The organism is Winogradskya humida (assembly GCF_016862215.1).
GTDB lineage: Bacteria > Actinomycetota > Actinomycetes > Mycobacteriales > Micromonosporaceae > Actinoplanes > Actinoplanes humidus.
In genome coordinates this window covers 1-18,279 of the sequence record NZ_BOMN01000005.1, presented here as the reverse complement: position 1 = coordinate 18,279, position 18,279 = coordinate 1, and the positions used below count along the sequence as shown (strand labels likewise).

The 18,279-nt window shown below is 70.0% G+C and carries 17 protein-coding genes and 1 pseudogene; 8 read left to right on the top strand and 10 right to left on the bottom strand.

What is annotated here, in order from left to right; translation table 11 throughout:
* The first annotated feature begins 6 nt into the window (after window positions 1-6).
* The 4 genes from Ahu01nite_RS01505 (at window position 7) to Ahu01nite_RS01490 (ending at window position 5,662) form a co-directional block, all read left to right on the top strand.
* Window positions 7-396 carry a DUF6841 family protein gene (locus tag Ahu01nite_RS01505; protein WP_203834514.1) on the top strand — a complete coding sequence of 130 codons (390 nt, stop codon included), beginning with the start codon at window positions 7-9 and terminating at the stop codon, window positions 394-396.
* A gap of 35 nt (window positions 397-431) precedes the next feature.
* The gene (gene pulA / locus Ahu01nite_RS01500) at window positions 432-3,632 is read left to right on the top strand and encodes a pullulanase-type alpha-1,6-glucosidase (protein WP_239158550.1); all 3,201 of its coding nucleotides are present in this window, start codon (window positions 432-434) and stop codon (window positions 3,630-3,632) included.
* Entirely contained in the window at window positions 3,629-4,018 is a 390-nt protein-coding gene (locus Ahu01nite_RS01495) for a VOC family protein (protein ID WP_203834512.1), read from the top strand. Before pulA ends, Ahu01nite_RS01495 begins: the two co-directional genes overlap by 4 nt.
* Before the next feature lie 72 nt (window positions 4,019-4,090).
* Window positions 4,091-5,662 (top strand): alkaline phosphatase D family protein, encoded by a 1,572-nt coding sequence (locus Ahu01nite_RS01490; RefSeq protein WP_239158549.1) that lies wholly within the window; start codon window positions 4,091-4,093, stop codon window positions 5,660-5,662.
* A gap of 73 nt (window positions 5,663-5,735) precedes the next feature.
* On the opposite strand, the gene Ahu01nite_RS01485 is transcribed toward Ahu01nite_RS01490, so the two are convergent.
* The 4 genes from Ahu01nite_RS01485 to Ahu01nite_RS01470 form a co-directional block, all read right to left on the bottom strand.
* The gene (locus Ahu01nite_RS01485) at window positions 5,736-6,200 is read right to left on the bottom strand and encodes a hypothetical protein (RefSeq protein WP_203834511.1); all 465 of its coding nucleotides are present in this window, start codon (window positions 6,198-6,200) and stop codon (window positions 5,736-5,738) included.
* 130 nt (window positions 6,201-6,330) lie between these two features.
* Window positions 6,331-6,828: an FBP domain-containing protein gene (locus Ahu01nite_RS01480; RefSeq protein ID WP_203834510.1), complete on the bottom strand. Its 498-nt coding sequence runs from the start codon at window positions 6,826-6,828 to the stop codon at window positions 6,331-6,333.
* A 10-nt stretch (window positions 6,829-6,838) separates the two neighbouring features.
* Entirely contained in the window at window positions 6,839-7,240 is a 402-nt protein-coding gene (locus tag Ahu01nite_RS01475) for a hypothetical protein (protein WP_203834509.1), read from the bottom strand.
* A 26-nt stretch (window positions 7,241-7,266) separates the two neighbouring features.
* Entirely contained in the window at window positions 7,267-10,362 is a 3,096-nt protein-coding gene (locus Ahu01nite_RS01470) for an MXAN_6230/SCO0854 family RING domain-containing protein (protein WP_203834508.1), read from the bottom strand.
* Window positions 10,363-10,516: 154 nt separating this feature from the next.
* On the opposite strand from Ahu01nite_RS01470, the gene Ahu01nite_RS01465 reads away from it, so the two are divergent.
* On the top strand, window positions 10,517-11,029 hold the full coding sequence (locus Ahu01nite_RS01465; protein ID WP_203834507.1) for a hypothetical protein: 513 nt from the start codon (window positions 10,517-10,519) through the stop codon (window positions 11,027-11,029).
* Here the strand turns inward: Ahu01nite_RS01465 and Ahu01nite_RS01460 are convergent.
* From Ahu01nite_RS01460 to Ahu01nite_RS01450, 3 genes are all read right to left on the bottom strand, one after another.
* On the bottom strand, window positions 10,983-11,447 hold the full coding sequence (locus Ahu01nite_RS01460; RefSeq protein ID WP_203834506.1) for a hypothetical protein: 465 nt from the start codon (window positions 11,445-11,447) through the stop codon (window positions 10,983-10,985). The genes Ahu01nite_RS01465 and Ahu01nite_RS01460 overlap by 47 nt on opposite strands.
* Window positions 11,448-11,518: 71 nt before the next feature.
* Entirely contained in the window at window positions 11,519-13,156 is a 1,638-nt protein-coding gene (locus Ahu01nite_RS01455) for an NAD(P)/FAD-dependent oxidoreductase (protein WP_203834505.1), read from the bottom strand.
* On the bottom strand, window positions 13,135-13,404 hold the full coding sequence (locus Ahu01nite_RS01450; protein WP_203834504.1) for a hypothetical protein: 270 nt from the start codon (window positions 13,402-13,404) through the stop codon (window positions 13,135-13,137). Before Ahu01nite_RS01450 ends, Ahu01nite_RS01455 begins: the two co-directional genes overlap by 22 nt.
* A gap of 32 nt (window positions 13,405-13,436) precedes the next feature.
* Here Ahu01nite_RS01450 and Ahu01nite_RS01445 point away from each other — a divergent pair, with 32 nt between their 5' ends.
* Window positions 13,437-14,366, top strand: a complete 930-nt coding sequence (locus tag Ahu01nite_RS01445; protein WP_203834503.1) for a class I SAM-dependent DNA methyltransferase — start codon at window positions 13,437-13,439, stop codon at window positions 14,364-14,366.
* Here Ahu01nite_RS01445 and Ahu01nite_RS01440 read toward each other — a convergent pair.
* Together Ahu01nite_RS01440 and Ahu01nite_RS01435 are read right to left on the bottom strand one after the other, a co-directional pair.
* Window positions 14,363-14,989, bottom strand: coding sequence for an HAD family hydrolase (locus tag Ahu01nite_RS01440; RefSeq protein WP_203834502.1), 627 nt, complete (start codon window positions 14,987-14,989; stop codon window positions 14,363-14,365). The two genes, Ahu01nite_RS01445 and Ahu01nite_RS01440, sit on opposite strands and share 4 nt — an antisense overlap.
* Window positions 14,986-16,134: an FAD-dependent monooxygenase gene (locus Ahu01nite_RS01435; protein WP_203834501.1), complete on the bottom strand. Its 1,149-nt coding sequence runs from the start codon at window positions 16,132-16,134 to the stop codon at window positions 14,986-14,988. The genes Ahu01nite_RS01440 and Ahu01nite_RS01435 overlap by 4 nt, the downstream gene beginning before the upstream one ends.
* Window positions 16,135-16,193: 59 nt before the next feature.
* Between Ahu01nite_RS01435 and Ahu01nite_RS01430 the strand changes: the two genes are divergently transcribed.
* Entirely contained in the window at window positions 16,194-16,718 is a 525-nt protein-coding gene (locus tag Ahu01nite_RS01430; protein ID WP_203834500.1) for a TetR/AcrR family transcriptional regulator, read from the top strand.
* 82 nt (window positions 16,719-16,800) lie between these two features.
* On the opposite strand, the gene Ahu01nite_RS01425 is transcribed toward Ahu01nite_RS01430, so the two are convergent.
* Window positions 16,801-17,265 (bottom strand): DUF6174 domain-containing protein, encoded by a 465-nt coding sequence (locus Ahu01nite_RS01425; protein ID WP_203834499.1) that lies wholly within the window; start codon window positions 17,263-17,265, stop codon window positions 16,801-16,803.
* Between the two features lie 349 nt (window positions 17,266-17,614).
* Here Ahu01nite_RS01425 and Ahu01nite_RS01420 point away from each other — a divergent pair.
* A pseudogene (locus Ahu01nite_RS01420) lies at window positions 17,615-18,160 on the top strand (nitroreductase/quinone reductase family protein).
* The last annotated feature ends 119 nt before the right edge of the window (window positions 18,161-18,279 follow it).

Sequence of the window (18,279 nt, the reverse complement as noted above, 5' to 3'; positions counted from 1 at the left end):
GACACCGTGCAGGCACCCACGGATCTGGAGCACCTCACAGACTTCTTCGACCGCTACGGCTCGGCCCTGACCAGGGGCGACGTCTCCGGGATCGCGGGTTGCTACGCGATGCCGGGCATGGTGGTCGCCGACTCGTACAGCTTCACGTTCACCTCGCCGGCCGCCGTCGCGCTGTCGTTCCTGGGAGCCGCCCCGGCCTACAGCGACCAGCAGATCGTCGCCGCCCACGCCCAGCTGCGGGATGTTCAACGACTGAGCGCGGCGCTCGCCATGGTCGAGGTCGAGTGGGAATACCTCGACAGCTTCGGCAACGCGGTCCCCGGCGAGCGCTACCGCTATCTGATCCGCTCGGACGCCGACGGCCCCCGGATCACCACGGTGATCGCAGCGCGCTGACGCCAGCGAGTTGATCCCAGTGCCATCATGTGCAGGTGACCTCCCCGCAATGGCTTCTTGTGCACTATCAGCGCGACGACTCTGCCTACGCGGACTGGTCACTGCACGCCTGGGGTGACATCGACCCGGGTGCTGTCACCGGTTTCCCGGACGGGCACTCGTTCGCGGGGGAGGACGCCTACGGCCGGTTCGCCTGGGTGCGGCTCGCCGAGGACGCCCGCGAGGTCGGCTTTCTGGTCGCGCATCGCGACGGCACCAAGGACATCGCCGAGGACCGGTTCGTGGACCCCGGCGTCACGCCCGAGATCTGGCTGCGGGCCGGCGACCCGGACATCGCGCTCACCCAGGAGCACGAGGAGGACACCGCCGCCGGCTACGCCGTCATTCACTTCCGCCGCCCCGACGGTGATTACGCAGGGTGGGGCGCGCACGCCTGGGAGGGCACCCCTGCCAAGCCCCGGTGGGGTACGCCCACAGCGCCGGCCCGTTTCGACAGCTTCGGCGCCGTCTTCGAGATCCCGGTGCGCGACGATGCGGTCGGCGTACGTTTCGTGCTTCACCACGGTGACCGCAAGGACCTGCCGGACGACCAGCGCCTCGACCTGACCGTGAGCCGCGAGGTGTGGCTGCTCTCCGGTGAGCCCGCGCCCGTGCGTCCCGACCTGGGAACCCTCGGCCCCGAGCTCGACCCGGCCCGCGCGCTGGCGGTCTTCGTCGACCGCACCACGATCGCCCTGCCCGCCGCGCTGGCAGGCCTCGCGGCGTCGTTCACCCTGGTCGCGTCAGCCGACGGCAGCCTGCGCCGCGACGGCGACGAGCTGACCGGCGAGCACGAGACGCTGCCGCTCGTCCCGCGTCCCGGCGGGCTGTTCCAGGCTCAGAGCCGCAAGTTTCCGCACCTGCGCGCATACAGGGCGTTCGCGGTGCCCGAGCTCGCCGACGCCGGCCTCGGTCACGTGCTGCGCGGCCAGCTCCTCGTGACCGGCCGCGACCACGACGGCCGGGTCGTCGCCCTGACCGCCGTGCAGCTGCCCGGCGTCCTCGACGACCTGTACGCGGACGCCTTCGACGCCGGCCTCGGCCCGTTGCGGGTGTGGGCGCCGACCGCGAAGTCGGTCGCGCTGGAGCTGACCCGCGTCCCCGGCAGCGACGAATTCCGGATCCTGCCGATGGAACGCGACGCCGCCACCGGCATCTGGTCGATCGACGCGAAGCAGAAATGGCTCGGCCGCTACTACCGCTACCGCGTCGAGGTCTGGCACCCCGCCGCACAGCGGATCGTCACGACGCTGGTCACCGACCCGTATTCGTTGTCGCTCTCCGTCGACTCGACGCACAGCCAGCTCGTCGACCTGGACGACCCCGCGCTCAAGCCTCCCGGCTGGGACACCCTGGTCAAGCCCGCCCCGGTCGCCCCGGCCCGGGCCCTGATCGCCGAGGCGCACGTCCGCGACTTCTCCATCTCTGACACCACGGTTCCCGAGGAGCACCGCGGCACGTTCCTCGCCTTCACCGACGAGGACACCGCGGGCATGCGGCATCTGCGGATGCTCGCCGACGCCGGGCTGACCCACCTGCACCTGCTTCCCGCCTTCGACTTCGCGACTGTTCCGGACAGCCGGGCAGCTCAGGGCGTACCCCAGTGTGATCTGTCGGCTTTTGCTCCTGACTCTCCCGAGCAGCAGGCGGCGGTGATGGCAGTGGCCGACACCGACGGTTTCAACTGGGGTTACGACCCGCTGCACTACACGGCGCCCGAGGGTAGCTTCGCGAGCGAACCGCATGGCAGCGCCCGGATCCTGGAATTCCGCCGGATGGTCGCCGCCCTCAACGCGGCCGGGCTGCGCGTGGTCATGGACGTCGTCTACAACCACACGATGGCCGACGGGCTCGCCCCGCTCAGCGTCCTCGACCGGATCGTCCCGGGCTACTACCACCGGCTGCTCGGCGACGGCACGGTCGCCGAGTCCACGTGCTGCTCCAACACCGCGCCCGAGCACATGATGATGGGCCGGCTCGTGGTCGACTCGATCGTCACGTGGGCCCGCGACTACAAAGTGGACGGTTTCCGCTTCGATCTGATGGGCCATCACCCCCGCGCGAACATCCTGGCCGTCCGGGCCGCTCTTGGAGACTCTGTTTATCTGTACGGCGAGGGGTGGAACTTCGGGGAGGTCGCGTACGACGCAAGATTCGCGCAGGCCACCCAGGTCAACATGGCCGGCACCGGGGTCGGCACCTTCGACGACCGGCTGCGTGACGCGGCCCGGGGCGGCGCCGCGCACGGCAACGACCCCGGCACCCGCGGCTTCGCGACCGGGCTCGGCTCGGACACCCCGCTGCACGTCCACGACCGGATCAAGGTCGGGCTGTCGGGGGCGCTGGCGTCGTACCGTTTCGTCACGCACACCGGGGCCCCGCAGTGCGGATCGCAGATCGACTACAACGGCTCCCCGAGCGGCTACGCCGCCAGCCCGGCCGAGTGCGTGACCTATGTGGACGCCCATGACAACGAGATCCTCTACGACGCGATGGCGTTCAAGCTGCCGAGCGACCTGCCGATGGACGAGCGGGCCCGGATGCAGCTGCTCGCCCTCTCCCTGGTGATCTTCGGCCAGGGCGTCGGCTTCTTCGCCCTCGGCAGCGAGCGGCTGCGCTCCAAGTCGCTGGACCGCAACTCCTACAACTCCGGTGACTGGTTCAACCAGATCCGCTGGGACAGCACCACCGGCAACGGCTTCGGCACGGGCCTGCCCCCGGCGTCGGACAACGAGGAACGCTGGCCGTGGGCGCAACCGTTGCTCGCAGACCCGTCCCTCATCCCCGCCGCCGCCATCATCGACGCGACCGCGGCCCGCTTCGCCGAACTGCTGAGCATCCACCGCTCCACGCCGGTCTTCGGCCTGCCCACCGCGGACGAGGTCGAACGACGGCTGACGTTCCCGCTCGGCGGCCCCGGCGAGACCCCCGGCGTGATCGTCATGTGTCTCGACGGCACCGGCCTCGACCCCCGCTGGAGCACCGTGGTCACGGTCTTCAACGCCACTGCCGCGGTCGCGGTCGAGAAGGTGCCCGAGCTCGCCGGGCTCCCGCTCACGCTGCACCCTTCGTTGGAGGCGTCGGCCGACCCGCTGCTGCGCACGGCCACCGCCGACCCGTCAACCGGCACGCTGACCGTGCCACCCCGCTCGGTGGCCGTGTACGTCGCCGCACTCCCTGCGACGATGAACGCATGACCTCCTACATCTCCCACACCACGGTGGACTCGCTCAACGCCTACGAGCAGTCCGTCTTCTGGCGCAAGGTGCTCGGCTACAACGAGGACCCCGCCGACCCCAACCTGCCGGGCCACGAGGAATGCATGATCTTCTCCCCGGACGGCACCCACCGCGTCCTGTTCATCGAGGTCCCGGAGAAGAAGCAGATCAAGAACCGCATCCACTTCGACCTCCGCCCCGTCGAGGGCGACCGCGACACCGAGCTGGCACGCCTCCTCGAGATCGGCGCCACCGAGGTGAACGACCTGCGCACCCCCGACGGCAAGGGCTGGGTCGTCCTCGCCGACCCCGAGGGCAACGAGTTCTGCATCCTGCGCAGCGAAGGCGAGATGGCCGCAGCGTAGATGCCTGCGCGTCGCCCGCAGTTCGCTTCCGAAACCTAGGGTCTGGGCGTTCACCAGCCTTGGGGAGGCACTGTGCTCACTCGCCGACACGTACTCACGGGAGCCGTGGTCAGCGCGGGAATCATCGCGACCGGCCCGGCGGCCTTCGCCGCACCGCACTCCGGGCCCGGCCCGTTCACGCTCGGGGTTGCCAGTGGTGACCCGCTGCCCGACGGCGTCATCCTCTGGACCCGGCTGCTCGGCTCCGGCGGCTGGACGCGGCACCCCGTCCAGGTGAGCTGGCAGATCGCGCGGGACGAACGCTTCCGGCACATCGTGCGCTCCGGCCGGGTCGAGGCCCGGCCGGAGCTGGCGCACTCCGTGCACGTCGACGCCCGGGGGCTCGAGGCGGGCCGTGAATACTTCTACCGGTTCCGTGCGCTCGGCGAGGTCAGCCCGGTCGGGCGTACCAAGACGGCCCCTGCCAGAAATGCCCGTGGTCATCTGAGCTTCGGCATCGTCAACTGCCAGGACTTCCAGAACGGATACTGGCCGGCCTACCGCGCCCTCGCCGACGAGAACCTCGACGTCGTCCTGCACCTGGGTGACTACATCTACGAGTACGACCCGTCGAGCCGCTACGCCGACCGCCGCCACACCACCCCGGAAACCCCCGGGCTCTCCCAGCTGGTCACGCTGAACGACTACCGCGCCCGGCACGCCCAGTACAAGAGCGACCCCGCCCTGCAGGCCGCGCACGCGGCGTTCCCGTGGATCGTCACGTGGGACGACCACGAGACCGAGAACAACTACGCGAGCCTGGTCGACGAGATCGACGACACCGGCGCCGCCCACCAGAGCGCCCAGCGGTTCGCCCGCCAGCGCGCCGCCGCGTACCAGGCCTACTACGAGCACATGCCGATCCGCGCGAACCTCCGCCCCGGCAGCCCCGACCTGCGCATCTTCCGCCGCTTCGACTACGGCCGGCTGGCCCGCTTCAACGTCCTCGACACCCGCCAGTACCGCACCGACCAGCCCGGCGGCTTCTCCGGCGACTTCGGCCTCTTCGAGTCGGGCACGGCGAATTCCACGGGTACGCTCACCGGCGCCGAACAGGAACACTGGCTCAAGGGCGGCCTCGACAACTCCCCGGCCACCTGGAACGTCATCGCCCAGCAGGTCATGATGAGCCGCGTCAAATTCCCCAACCCGGCCGGCACCACCCCACCGATCCTCGCCAACCTCGACCAGTGGGACGGCTACGCCCCGCAACGCACCCGCCTGCTCACCCACCTCAAACAGGCCCGCGTCGCCAACCCCATCGTCCTCGCCGGCGACATCCACTCCACCTGGCTCAGCGAACTCCACCTCGACTTCGACCACCCCGGCTGCACCCCGGTCGCCGTCGAATTCACCGCCACGTCGATCAGCTCCGACTTCCCAGCGGCCTACGACGCCCCCATCAAGGCCCTCAACCCGACCCTGAACCCGCACGTCCGCTACTTCGACGGCTCGCGCCGCGGCTACTTACGCTGCTCCCTCGACGCAGGCACCTGGCGCACCGACGCCCGCACGGTGGAGACGATCGCGGTCCGCACGGCCCCGGTCACCACGACGGCTTCGTACACGGTCGAGGCCGGCTCCTCCCGCCTGCACACAAGCTGACCTCCGCACGGGCCGTGTGATCCACAACGCACGGTCCACGGCTTGGGCCGGGGGAGCTCTGCGCCGCGTCCGCTCATGCGAGGTTCTCCCCCGGGCGTTCGATGGCGGGGCCGTCGCCGTCGAACGGGCCTTGTAGCTCTCGGGCGAGCTGTGGGTCAGACCACGCCTCGGCGGTGGAACGCCAGGAAGCAAGATTGCGGGCGAAGGGGACGAGGAGGCCGGTGTCGGCGCCTGCCATGAGGTCGGCGAGCAGTTCGCGCACGCAGGTGAGACGTTCCTCAGCGGGTAGCCAGGTCAGCCAGGGCAATTCCTCGGCTAGTGCCTCTTCGGCCAGCTCGCGGTGGCGGCGGGCGAGGATGGCCAGTGAGCGTGCCGCGAAGCGGAGCCCGGTGGCGGCAGCGTCGAACCGCTCGGCTCGGGTGAGGATGAGGTTTTCCTCGTCCCGGCGCTCGAGGATGACATCAGCGTCGGTGAGCGACGGCAGGATTTGAGAGGGCCCTCGCAGGAAGGCGCTGTACGAGAAACTTTGCACCGACATGCCTCTCAGTGTATCTGAACTAGTTCAGATAAGGCAGGTCCTGCCGGGAGACGAAGAAGCCCCGCCGATCGGGCGGGGCTCGGTCTCACACGGGCTGCTGTGGGGCTGCGTCTGGCGGCTTTGGTGGGCATCAGCCGGCCGCGACCCGGTCGGTGAAGGCCGCCAGGTTGGTGAGGGCGCGGTCGATGCGTTCCTGGAGGCTGAGGGTTTCCTCCCGGCGGATCAGGCGCATCTTCGGTTGCCGTTTGCCGCGCAGGTACAGCGAGCACGCCAGGTCAGCGCAGATGTACTGACCGACCGTGTTGCCGTTGCGTCCTGAGGCCCCGGCGAGCGGCGCCACGAAGAGGGCCACCCCCGAACCCGCGTGGTCGGTCAGGCACACCTGGCACATGCTGGACCGCATCGCGGTGACCCGCCGTGCCTCCGGGCGCCGCAGGACCATGCCGACCGGCCCGTCCGCGCCCGGCACGACCAACAGTGCCCGCAGCGGGGCGCCCGGGTCGGTCCAGGCGAGGAAGTCCAGGTCGTCCCAGGCCACGGTGCCGGGCGGCAGCTTGATCCGGCTGGCCTCGCCCTTGCTGCAGTTGATGAAGGAGGCCCGGATCTCCTTCTCTCCGATTGGTTCCATGCCGCGCAAGCTAGCCGACCTTGCCGCGCTTCCACCACGGAGTTTTCTTCGGGGGCGGGTTGAGCGCTGCCCGGGCGGTGTCGCGGTCGATGACGAGGCTGATCTCGCGGGTGGCGCAGTTGACGAGGATGCCCTCGCAGGGGTTGTCGGCCGCCATTCGTAGCAGCATCGCGCCCTGCACGCCCGCGTTGTAGCGCCCGGCGGCCCATCGGGAGCGCGCGTCCGAGTCGGCGAAGGAGAGGATGCGGCTCTTGCCGTCACCGTACGTGGTCATGCCCGCGCCGAGTCGTTCACCATGGGTCACGATGCCGATGGTGGAGGCGGCGAAAAGCTCCACGAAACGGGCGAAGGTCTGGGGGTCCTTGGTGTCCGCGTACTCTGCCATGACATCCGACAGCGGCGTGTCGCTCACCGGCGCACGTTAGCTTGCCACGCCGGTCAGGGCAGCAGCCGGGCCAGCAGATCGCCCGCGCCGACGGCGGTCCATGCTTCACCCGGCGTGCCCGTCACGGTCAGCGCCACCGATCCGGGACCGGGCCGGTGCGGGATCAGGCGGTGCAGGTCGGCGGCGTCGGACGTGCCGGCCAGCGCGCGCAGGCCGGTGAGATCGGGTAACCCGGGCAGCGGGCCGGTCGCGGCGGCGGCTGCCGCGCGGATGGCGGAGGCCTCGGGAGCCACCTCGGAGCAGGTCCCGTCGCGATGCACCACCAGGACCCGGCCGGCGCGGGCGGCCGCGTGCCAGGACGTCAGGTCGAGCAGGGTCGTGCGGTGGCCGCCCAGGAAATGGTCCCACTGGTCCGCGGCGGCCCGGCCGAGCTGGTCACCGTGGCGGCCGACGCTGTGGCCGTACCCGATGCCGTTGAGGGTGAGGTCCGTCCAGAGCAGCCGGCGGTCGGTGAGATCGACGACCATCGGCATCAGCATCCGGGCGTTGCCCTGCAGGTCGAAGCGTTGCGCGACGCGGGCGCCGTCGAACTGCCGGCCGCGGGGGAGCGGCAGCATCAGCCCGGCGAAAGCCTCCCCGAGCGCCTCGAAGGGCACTGCGTTGAAGCTGAGGACGACGGGTACGGCGTACTGGGCGCCCTTCGCCGTCAGCTGCTCCAGGTTCAGGTCGAGGTACTCGGTCGCGCCGAGCGGGGGCGGCGCGGAGGTCAGGTCGCCGGAGTGCACCGCGGCATCATCGGCGAAGCGCAGGTTGGTGTAGTCGCAGTGCCCGATCCGCCGCCACTCGCTGTCGAAGAACGCGCAGGACAGATCCAGGTCGACCCGGTTCTTGCCCGCGTCCTGCCAGTGCAGGAAGAGCCGCAGCACATTACCGGTGGGCAGGCGCCGGATACTGCCGCGCGGCCAGCCCGCGAGCTGGGCCGAGGCGCCGCGCTCGCGCATCGGGGCCGGCACCTCGGCGAGGGCGGCATCGATGACGGCGATGTCGAAGCGTTCGTTCCCGTCGCGGGCCGCGCGGCGGGTCAGCTCGGTGTCGACCAGTGCGCGGACGGCGTCGATCGCTTCGGCGGGCAGGGGTTTGCGGCGTTCCGGCTCGGTCCAGGTCGTGACCACGCCGCCGCTGGGGAAAAAGATCCGCCGCGGCATGCCCATCACCGCAGCAAGAGCCGGCTGATCGGGAAGCCCGTGCTCGTCGGGGAGCGCCTGCTCGGTCTGGGGCGACGCTTCGATGAGGGGCGACGCTTCGGCAAGGGGCGACGCTTCGGCAAGCGGCGACGCATCCGGGTGGGGCGCCGATTCCGTGTGGGGTGCCGGCCCGTCAGCGGTCGGCGTTGAAGGGGTTGAAGGGGCAGCCGTTCCGGGGTGGTAGCCCAGGCGTTCGGCGGCGGCGCGGAGGGCGGCGCCCAGTGAGCTGAATGTGTCGGCTGTAGCGGCGGGGCGGGGTATGGAACCGGAACCGGTGCGCAGTGCCTGTGCGGCGGCTCGGGCTCGGGCTCGGGCGACTGAGGCGAGTTGGGCGGGCGTTGCGCGTACCGTGAGAGATCGGTTGTGGAGCTCGGCGGAGGTCGCCGTGAGGACAGCGGGTGCCACCCGGGCCGCGGTTTTGTGCAGTGCGGCCAGGACTGCGGCATGCGTGGAGGGGTCGCCGCGCAGGAGCTGGTCGGTGCGGCGCCACAGGTCGCCGGGGCGTTCCGTGAGCAGCCGGGTGGCAGCCTCGATGTCGCCGTCGGTGAACGCTCGCTCCACAAGGGATGCGTGGGTGCGCAAGGTGACGGAGATCGTGCCGCCGGGGTGTTCGGTGCGGATCAGGTGGCGGGGTTCGCGGGCGCAGGCTTCGGTGATGGCGGTGCCCAGGGTGCTGGCCGGGGAGGTGCGGGTGTCTCGCAGCGCGGCGAAGGCGACCGCGGCCCGGGGGTGCGCGGCGATCTTCTCGTGGGGGTGCAGCTTTTCGCCGAGCCGCTTCCACACCGTCGGATGTCGCCGCATGTCCTCCGCCGCGACGGCGGCGCCGAGGGAGTCGAGGTGTGCCAGCACGGCACGGCGCAGCGGCCGGGGCAGCGCCCGCACCCGCGCGACCGGCACGGTGACCGGAGGCAGGTCGAAAGCGAGAGACGGCCCGCTGGGCAGGATCAACCCCGGATCCCCACCTGAGTACGCCCACAGCGCCCGAGCCACATCCGTCGCCGTCCCCCACCGCTCCCGAGCGGCAGCCAGCACAATCGGGAAGCCGCCGGTGAGCGCCGAAGCGTGCAGCGCCCACGCGATGAGCAACGCCAGCGTCTCGCGAGCGGGCACCACCTCGGGCAGCCAGCCCAGGTCGCCGGGGGCGGTGGCGGTGACGAGGATCTTGAGGTCGGCACGGTCGGCTTCGCTCAGGGCGCCGGGGCGGCCGACGATCGTGTCGCGCAGATCGATGGCGGCGCGGTCCGGGGCGGGTTCGAGTCCGATGATGCGCACCGGCTCGGGGGCCACGGGCCGGGGGCGCGCGTCGTCGTCATCGATCAGTGCTTCGTCGTCGGCGGCCGTGGACCGGCCCTGCGGGAGCCGGGGCAGGACGCGGCGCAGCAGGGGGCGTTCCTGCGGCTGCGGTTCGATCGGCAGGTAGTGCGATTCCGCGGCGACCCGGCGGCCGCAGATCGGGCACGCGGAGAACTCGGCCGGCGGGAAACAGCCGGTGCAGACGAGGTGTCCGCACGGGTCCAGCGGGGCGCCCTCGTCCGGGCGGCCGCACAGCACGCAGGGCGCGCCGGGCACGGCGAAAAGATGGGTGAGCAGACGGCGTACGTACACCGCTTCGGGGTTGCGGGGTGTGTCGGGGAACGACCGGTAGAGCGGCAGCATCGGACGGTCCGCACCGACCAGCTCGTCGACGGTGGCGAGCAGCCAGTCCGCCCACTGGACCCGGACCGTTGCGGGCAGGCGCGCGGCGGCGAGCCGGAGGTCGTTGCGCAACAGCCAGCCCCGCCCGGCCAGATCGGCCTCCAGCGCGGCAACCCAGGCGCCCCCATCTGCCGGCGCGGCGAGAAGGCCGGAAGCGGTGACGGCCACCCGGCTGGTTCGGCGGAGCAGGACAACGGCCAGCGGATCCATAGAAAAACGCCCCCATGAGACATACGAAGCGGTGGGCGGAGAGTCGCGACGCTAGATGCCAGTGAGAGTGGAGAAGGAAGCACCGCGGGGAGCCGCCCACCGCTGCCGAGGACCATAAATGAATCTCCGGCCGCGCGCGATGGAATAATGCGGCGTGAGCGAACAGCAGTCAGCCCAGGACAAAGTGCTCGAATTCGGTGGTTTGCAGGGCAGGCGGGTTGTCGCCTGGTCCGGTGTCGAGATGGCGTTGCGGAACAGCGACGGACCGCAGTTCACCGATCCGGCGGTGCCCTGCCTGCAACTGCTGATGGTCGAGCTGACGTTCGAGGACGACGCGCGCCTCGTCATCGCCACGTACCAGGACGGCGTCGTGTGGGGTCTCGAGCTCGAGCCGGAGCACCGCGAGGGCACCGGCAACTGGAATGGCATCTACCGCCGCCGCGCGCTGCGGGAGCTCCCGGTCGGCCCGATCGAGCACGTCGCGGCGTTCGTGGAGGCCGGGGTGGTCGCGCGGGTCGACCTGACCGTCGACGGCACGCCGCTGCTCCTGCTCGCCGGCGAGGTCTACGACGAGGAGGCGGGCTGGAAATTCGTCCGGCTCGACGAATCGGTGCTGATCTTCACCGAGCCGCCACTGGCGGACAAACTTCCGTGGGCAGGCGCCTGATCAATCGCCGCACATACAGCAGCGGCACGATCCCGAAGACCCCGAACGAGATGTCGATCAGCGTCCACCAGAACGGCAGCTCCCGCACCGGCCCGGCGATCAGCGCCAGCGGCACGATCGCCACGCAGCAGATCATGCCCCACTCGATCACCCAGACGTTGCGCACGGGATCCCGCCACGGCCCGACGAACGCGATCGCGATGACCAGATGCGCAAAGGCGAGCCAGTCCGTTCCGTACGCGATGAAGGGAAATTGCTCGGAGGTCGTCACGAGGCCGTCGCGAACGTGGTCGATGAACCCGGTCGGCCCGAGCAGCCACGCCAGCAGCCTGACCTCGGCAACGAGCGGGAACGCCGTCACCCCGCTGAGTACCAGCCCGATGATGAAGACGGCCAGCCAGGCCCGGATCGCTCTCATGATCGCACCGTACGGGCGGGGCGCCCCGGAGAACGCCCCGCACACACAACCTGCACAGAACCCCTACATCATCAGGCGGCGAGCACTTCGGCAGCGGCCTTGGCGATCGTGGCGCGGTCGTAGTCGAAGTAGGGGCGCAGGGGGAGCGGGGCGGCGGTGCGGCCCCAGTCGTAGAGGAGTTTCTGGGCTTCCATCGAGCCGTCGTGCCAGCGGCGCAGGACGTCGTGCAGGTTGAGCGGGGACGGGGAGGCCTCGCCGTCGCCGAGCAGCCAGGCCAGCTCCGGCACCGCGTCGGCCGGGGTCAGCTCGCCGCGCTGGACCCGGCGCATCACCTCGAAGCACGCGGTGAACTGGACCTGGGCGCTGGGCAGCTCGGGGCAGAACGAGCCCGGGACCGGCCCCTGGTGCAGCCGGTCGAACACGGCTGGGTCGCTGTTCTCGAGGTACTGGTAGTACGAGCCGGCGACGCGGATGACGCCCAGGTTCCAGGCGAGGTACCACATCTTCGACCAGGCCCGCCACAGGTCGAAATCCTGGAACGCGATGTACGAGCCGGCGATCAGCTTGTCGTTGTTGTCAAGGATGCTCTGGTTGAGCACGTCGAGATACTCGAAGCGGGCCGCGGAGAAATCGCCGTCGGTGCGGGCGGCGAGGAACGTCGGCACGAACGCCTCGATGACCGCCATCGTGTTGGCCATGCCACGGCTGAAGAGCGCGTCGATCGCCCCGGCTGCGTGGCTCATCAGAACCCAGCGATCCCCGACCGTACGCGAGGACGAGAACTGTGTGCGGCCCGTCGAGATCCACGGGAACGCCGTGGTCGCGTCGGCGAACTGCCGCCCGATCGCCGGGAAGCGCTCGAGGAACTCGGCCCATTCCTGGTCGGGCGTGACCCCGTCGCGTTTCGGGAAGCGGCTCGTGTCCAGGTTGAGCCCGACGCTTACCAGGTCGGACTCGCTGGAATCGGTGTTGTCGAACGGGATGACCCACATCCAGCCGCCGTCGAACAGGTGGTGCAGGGTGCCCTGGTGCCACAGGTTGGGCTGCCCGCTCGACTCCTCGACGCTGTCGTAGGGGCGGACCCCACGCATGTGCGTGAAGATCGTGCGCGAGTCGGTCAGGAAGCGGGACGGCTCCTCGCGCAGGCCGTACGCGTCGGCCAGCACCGAGGTGCGCCCGGTAGCGTCGATGACGTAGTCGCTGTGCACGGTCTCGCCGTTGGCCAGCTCGACGATCGCCTGCTCGGCGGTGATGTCGACGTTCGCGACCCGCACGCCCTCGCGGGCCACCGCGCCGTACCTCACCGCGGCGTTGAACAGGTACTGGTCGATGTCGGCGCGCATCAGGTGCGACTCCGGGCCGAACGGGCCCTCGGAGACACTGCACTGCGTCACCTCGTACGGGTCGTGCTCCTGCTCCGGCCGGTGGTAGACGAAGCCGAAGTTGGTCTTGATGCCGCACCGGTGGCTGGCGTGCTGCCGGATTCCCCCGGACGTCGACACCTGGGCGAGCTCGGGCACGTCGTAGCGGGCAGCAAGCAGCCGCATGAGGAACGACGTCTCCCCGATCGTCGACTCGCCCAGCGCGAACCGCGGATGTTTCGCGCCGTCCACGAGCGCGACCGACACGCCCTGCCGGGCCAGGATCGCCGCGACGGTGCTGCCACCGATGCCGCTCCCGAGGACGGTCACCTCGACACGGATGTCCATGAGTTCTCCTTGATATCGGTACGGACCCCGCGGCGACGCTCGAGCAGCACGATCAGCCCGAGGCTCAGCAGGACCTGCGACAGCACGCTGCTGGTCATGACGCCCGCCGTTCGGCCAGCCGGCGGACCACCGACGCCGGTCGAAACCGAACCGGCCCGCCGCGCCTCGGTCTCGGCGATCCCGGCCGCCGTACGCAACGGATTGTCGGTGCCCTGCCCGATCGCCGCCGACGCCCCGAACGACACCATGCCCGCCCCGGACCGCCCGGCCAGCCGCCCGAATGATGCTCGCCGAACCAGAACTCCTCGTAGCCCAGCGCGTCGAGATGTTCCACCAGCGCCAGATCCTCGTGCAGCTGCAGCGTCGGATTGTCGGCCGGTTGATGGAACGGAAAAGTCAGTGCTCCGAAGTCCAAGACGCACCCCCCGATGACGGCTTGTTACCTGATCGACTGTGCGCCGCGCCCGCTTTCCACGTCAATGCCAAAATCTGTGACGTACGGTCTGGTATGGACACACCTTCGTCCTCGGCGCGAGTGTGCGGGGAACGGCCCTTCTACGACCTGCATGCCGAGGCCTACGACCTCATCATCAACGACCCCGTCAAGCCCTGGTGCGATGCGGTTGATGCGCAGCTGGCACGCTCGTCGTCCATCCTGGACGCGGGCTGTGGGACGGGGCGGCACGCCGCGGAGATGATCGCGCGAGGGCATGTCGTCGATCTCGCGGATGCCGCGCCGCGGTTGCTGGCACAGGCGGCGGCGAGGTGCCCGTCCGCGCGTACCCAACTGATTGATATTTGTCTTTTGCCGACGGCGGATCATGACGCGGTGATGTGCCGGGGTGTTCTCAACGACATGGTTTCGGACGGTGAGCGGGCGGCGGCGATCGCTTCGCTGGCCCGGTCGTTGCGCGCGGGCGGGAAGCTGTTCCTTGACGTGCGGGAGGCGGAGGCTTCCCGGGAACGGGCCGATGGGGAGCCTCGGACGCGGTCCGGTTTCACCAGCCGCACGACGTGGGACAACGGGTTGCTGCGGGTGCGGGAGACCTATGCGATGGGCGGCGACGTCGTGGAATACCAGTTCACCATGCGGCCGTGGAGTGTCGGGTCGTTGACCGGGCTGTTGCGGGACAACGGATTGCGGAACGTGTCGGTTGGTGGGGGAGTCGGGCGGCGTACCCCGGACCGGCTCTTTGTTGTCGCTTTTTAGAGTTTTACGTCGAGCACTCGGGCGGCCAGGTCGAGGCGTTCCTGGCGGGGGTCGGTGAGCGGCGGGATCAGCAGTGTGGGAATGCCCAGGTCGAGCGCGCCGCCGTCCCACCCCGCGCGGTCACCGACCATCAGCGTCTGCGCCGGCTCAGTGCCGAGGGCATCGAGGGCCAGCCGGAAGATCGCCGGGTCCGGCTTCTGCACCCCATGCTCAAACGACAATGTGTACGCGTTCACGACATCACCGAGCCCCGCGACCGTGAACGCGGGCCGGATGTCGAAGTGGATGTCGCTGAGCACGGCGATCTTTGTCCCGTGTGCGGCGATGGCTCGCAGCACCGGCACCGCGTCGACGGCGAAGAGGTTGTGGGCGGGGTCGGACTCCACCGCGTACAGGGCGTCGGCAAGATCGTCATCCAGGCCGGCGGCGGCGAAGTACCGGTAGTAGGCGGCGCGGTGCCTTTCGGCGTCGGTGTCGTCGCCGGGCGGCTCTTCCTCCAGCGCGGGAATGGGCCGGGCCGGCCTTCGCAGCCGCTCCATTGCGGCCCCTGCCCACTCCTGCGGCGTCAGCGTGGTGACAAGAGTGCCCCGCCAGTCGAAGATCACCGCTCGCAGTTCCGTCATGCGTCCATCTTCACCGGCTCCGGGAGGGTGATTTCGGCGGGTGGGGTGCTCCGGCGGCTGAAGCGGGAGAGCAGCGGCATGAGGCGGAAGGCCTGGTTGCGCAGCCACAGCTCGGTGCCGGTGCGGGGCAGGATCATGGCAGCGCCCCGCCCGAGCGTCTGGGTCCGGGTCACGTAGCCGCGCATCGCCTGCTCGTAGGCGCTGCTGTCGCCGAGGTTCCGGGCCAGGAGGTACGCGCCGACCAGGGCGAGGGTGGTGCCCTGGCCGGTCAGGAACGACGGGGCGTAGGCGGCGTCGCCGAGGAGGGACACCCGGCCGGTGGTCCACGCGGGCATGCGGATCTGGCTGACGGTGTCGCTGTAGAGGTCGTCCGCCTGCTCCAGGGCGTCGAGCAGGCGAGGTGTCTCGCCGCCGAGACCTGCGAAGACCTCCCGCACGCGAGCTGTCACGCTTTCGCGCGGCGTGGGCTCCGGTGTCGCGTACGCCAGCAGGGCATGGATCTTCTCCGGAGCGTCACCCACCGCGTAGAGGGCGGCGAGCCGGCCCGGGGTGTTCTGCAGCAGGGCCTCGTGGGAGAGGCCGCCGGTGTTCGGGACCTCGAAGCCGGCGAAGCAGTAGCCGAGATAGTGGTGGTAGTCGCGCTCCGGCCCGAACGCGAGGCGGCGCGTGGTCGAGTGCAGTCCGTCGGCGCCGATCACGTGGTCGAAGGTGCGCGGCGCGCCGTGCTCGAACGTGACGTCCACGCCGCCGGGGTGCTGCTCCAGGGTGGCTACGGAGTCGCCGAAGACGTACTCGATGCGGTTCCTGGTCAGGCCGTAGAGGATCTCGCCGAGCTGGCCGCGCGGGATCTCGATGTCGTTCTTGTTGCCGGCGGCCAGCTCTCCCGGGCTGAGTGAGGCGACGATCCGGCCCGTCCCGTTGACCACCGAGATCCGGCGGGTGTCGATGTGGGCGGCCCGCAGCTCGGGCAGGATTCCCATCCGCTCCGCGACCTGCACGGCCGGCCCGCGGACGTCGATCGGATAGCCGCCGGTACGGATGCCGCGTGCGCTCTCGACGAGCGTCACGTCGAAGCCGTAACGGTGCAGCCAGTAGGCGAGGGCGGGGCCGGCGACGCCCGCCCCGGAGATCAGCGCTGTAGTCATGACTCAAGATACTTACTGACCGCCCGGTAAGTAGTCAAGGGTCGACTATGCTTCGGGGCATGCCACGTCTGAACACCGACACCCGCGAAGAGGTCAAGGCGGTGGCACTGGAGCTGTTCTCCGACAACGGCTTCGAACAGACCAGCCTGCGGGAGATCGCAGAGCGCCTCGGCATCACCAAGGCCGCGCTCTACTACCACTTCGCGTCGAAGAAAGACCTGCTCAACGCGCTGCTAGAGCCGTTGCTCAAAGACGTCGGCGCGTTCCTGGAAGAGCTGCCACCCGAGCCGCGCGGTGCGTTGGAGGCCTACTTCGACCTCTGCTACACCCACCGCCGGCTGTTCCTCGGGCTCCTCCGCGACGTCCAGGTGATGAACCAGCTCGACCTGGTCCACGCCGTCATCGGCTGGCGCACCCGCCTCGACACCCTGCTCGCCGGCCCGGAACCGGCCGACCGGGTGCGCGCCGTCGTCGCCCTAGGTGGCCTCCAGGACACGGTCATCCTCTTCGTCGACCACCCCGACCTGCACACCACCATCCGCACCCAGGCGATCGCCGCCGCCCTGCGCGCCCTGCAACCCTGAGGCCTGCGCGCCCTGCAGCCCTGCGCGCCCTGCAGCCCTGCGCGCCCTGCAGCCCTGAGGCCCGCGCGCTCTGCGGCCCTGCCTACTGGAGTTTGTAGTCCGAGATGACGAAGCAGGTGTTGTCCTCGTTGTCGCCGGCGTCCGAGACGTCGAAAGCGATCGCGACCGGGTGCCCGTCGGCCGGGTCGGAGCTGGTGGTCATCTTGCCGCCGTCGTCGGCCGCGGTCTGGGCCAGGTCGACCAGGCCACCGAGCGTGGGCAGCTCGATCTCCTCCTCGCCGGTGGCCGTCCTGCCGTCGGTCCGCTCGATGTTTGACACCTCGCCTCCGGCAACCGTCACCCGGTAGACGCCGAGCGACTCCTTGCCGTCGCATTTCCGCTCGACGGTGTAGGTGTAGTTGGCCGGCTCGGTCCACGGCGGCGGCGACCCGGCGGTCACCGCGGGCCTGGCATCCGGCTTACCCTCATCCGCGGACGACGTGCACCCGGCTGCCAGGGCCAGCAGAACCACACCGAACAACACCGGCACCGTACGCACGTCGGCCACTCCCGATCATCTCGACAACCGCTCGCGGTCGTCACCGGCCCGCCATGATCCCGCAAGTCGCCGCCGCGCTCAACCCGGCCCGGACTCGTCGCTGCCCATTTAATGGCGAAACTGCTGTTGTTTTGGCGCGCCGCGTGTACCCGGCAGGGAGAACGCCGTGGGCATGGAGGCGCCGTACCACTGGGGCGATCAGATGGATATCACCTGACCAGAGGTCTCACCGTCAGCCGCGCGATGCGCTGATTGGGTCCTGTTTCTGCCTGCTTCTTCCTGCGAAAACCCGGCTGCCTGGGTGCGGTCCGCTGATTTCGTATCCGCATTTTCTCACTGCGCGAATGATTCTTTTGGCATGCGCTTTTCCGCATTCCGGCTCTTCGCGCGCCCCATTCGGCATTTCAGCCGTTCAACCGTTCAACCGTTCAACGGGAGAGGAATGCCCATGGAAACCGACGCCACGGAGACGGACTTCAACCAGCCCGTCATCGACGAGTTCCGAGCCCACGGCGGCCGGGTCGGCGGCATGTTCGAGGGTGCGACCCTGGCCCTGATCACCACCACCGGAGCCCGCACCGGCCGGCGCCGCATTAGCCCCGTGGGCTGGACCGGCCTGCGCCGCACCAGCCCCGTGGGCTGGGTCTCGGTGGACGGCCGCCACGTCGTGGTCGCGTCAGCGGGCGGCGCCCCCGCGAACCCGTCCTGATACCACAACCTCGTCGCCGACCCCCGGCTCATGGTGGAGATCGGCACGGACACCTACCCGGCGACGTCCGAGATCCTGCGCAGCCAGGAACGCGCCGACCTGTGGGACCGGGTGATCGCCGTCGCGCCGAGCTACGCCGACTACCAGAACCAGACCACCCGCGAGATACTGCTCATCGTCATCCGCCGCCATTAGGGGCCGGCCATGGTCAGGCTGGGATTGTGGTCCCGACCGAGGTAGAGCCAAGGGTGCGGCCCGGGCCGAGGCCGGGCCAGGCCGCAGGCCCGTGGCCCGTGGCCCGTGGCCCGTGGCCC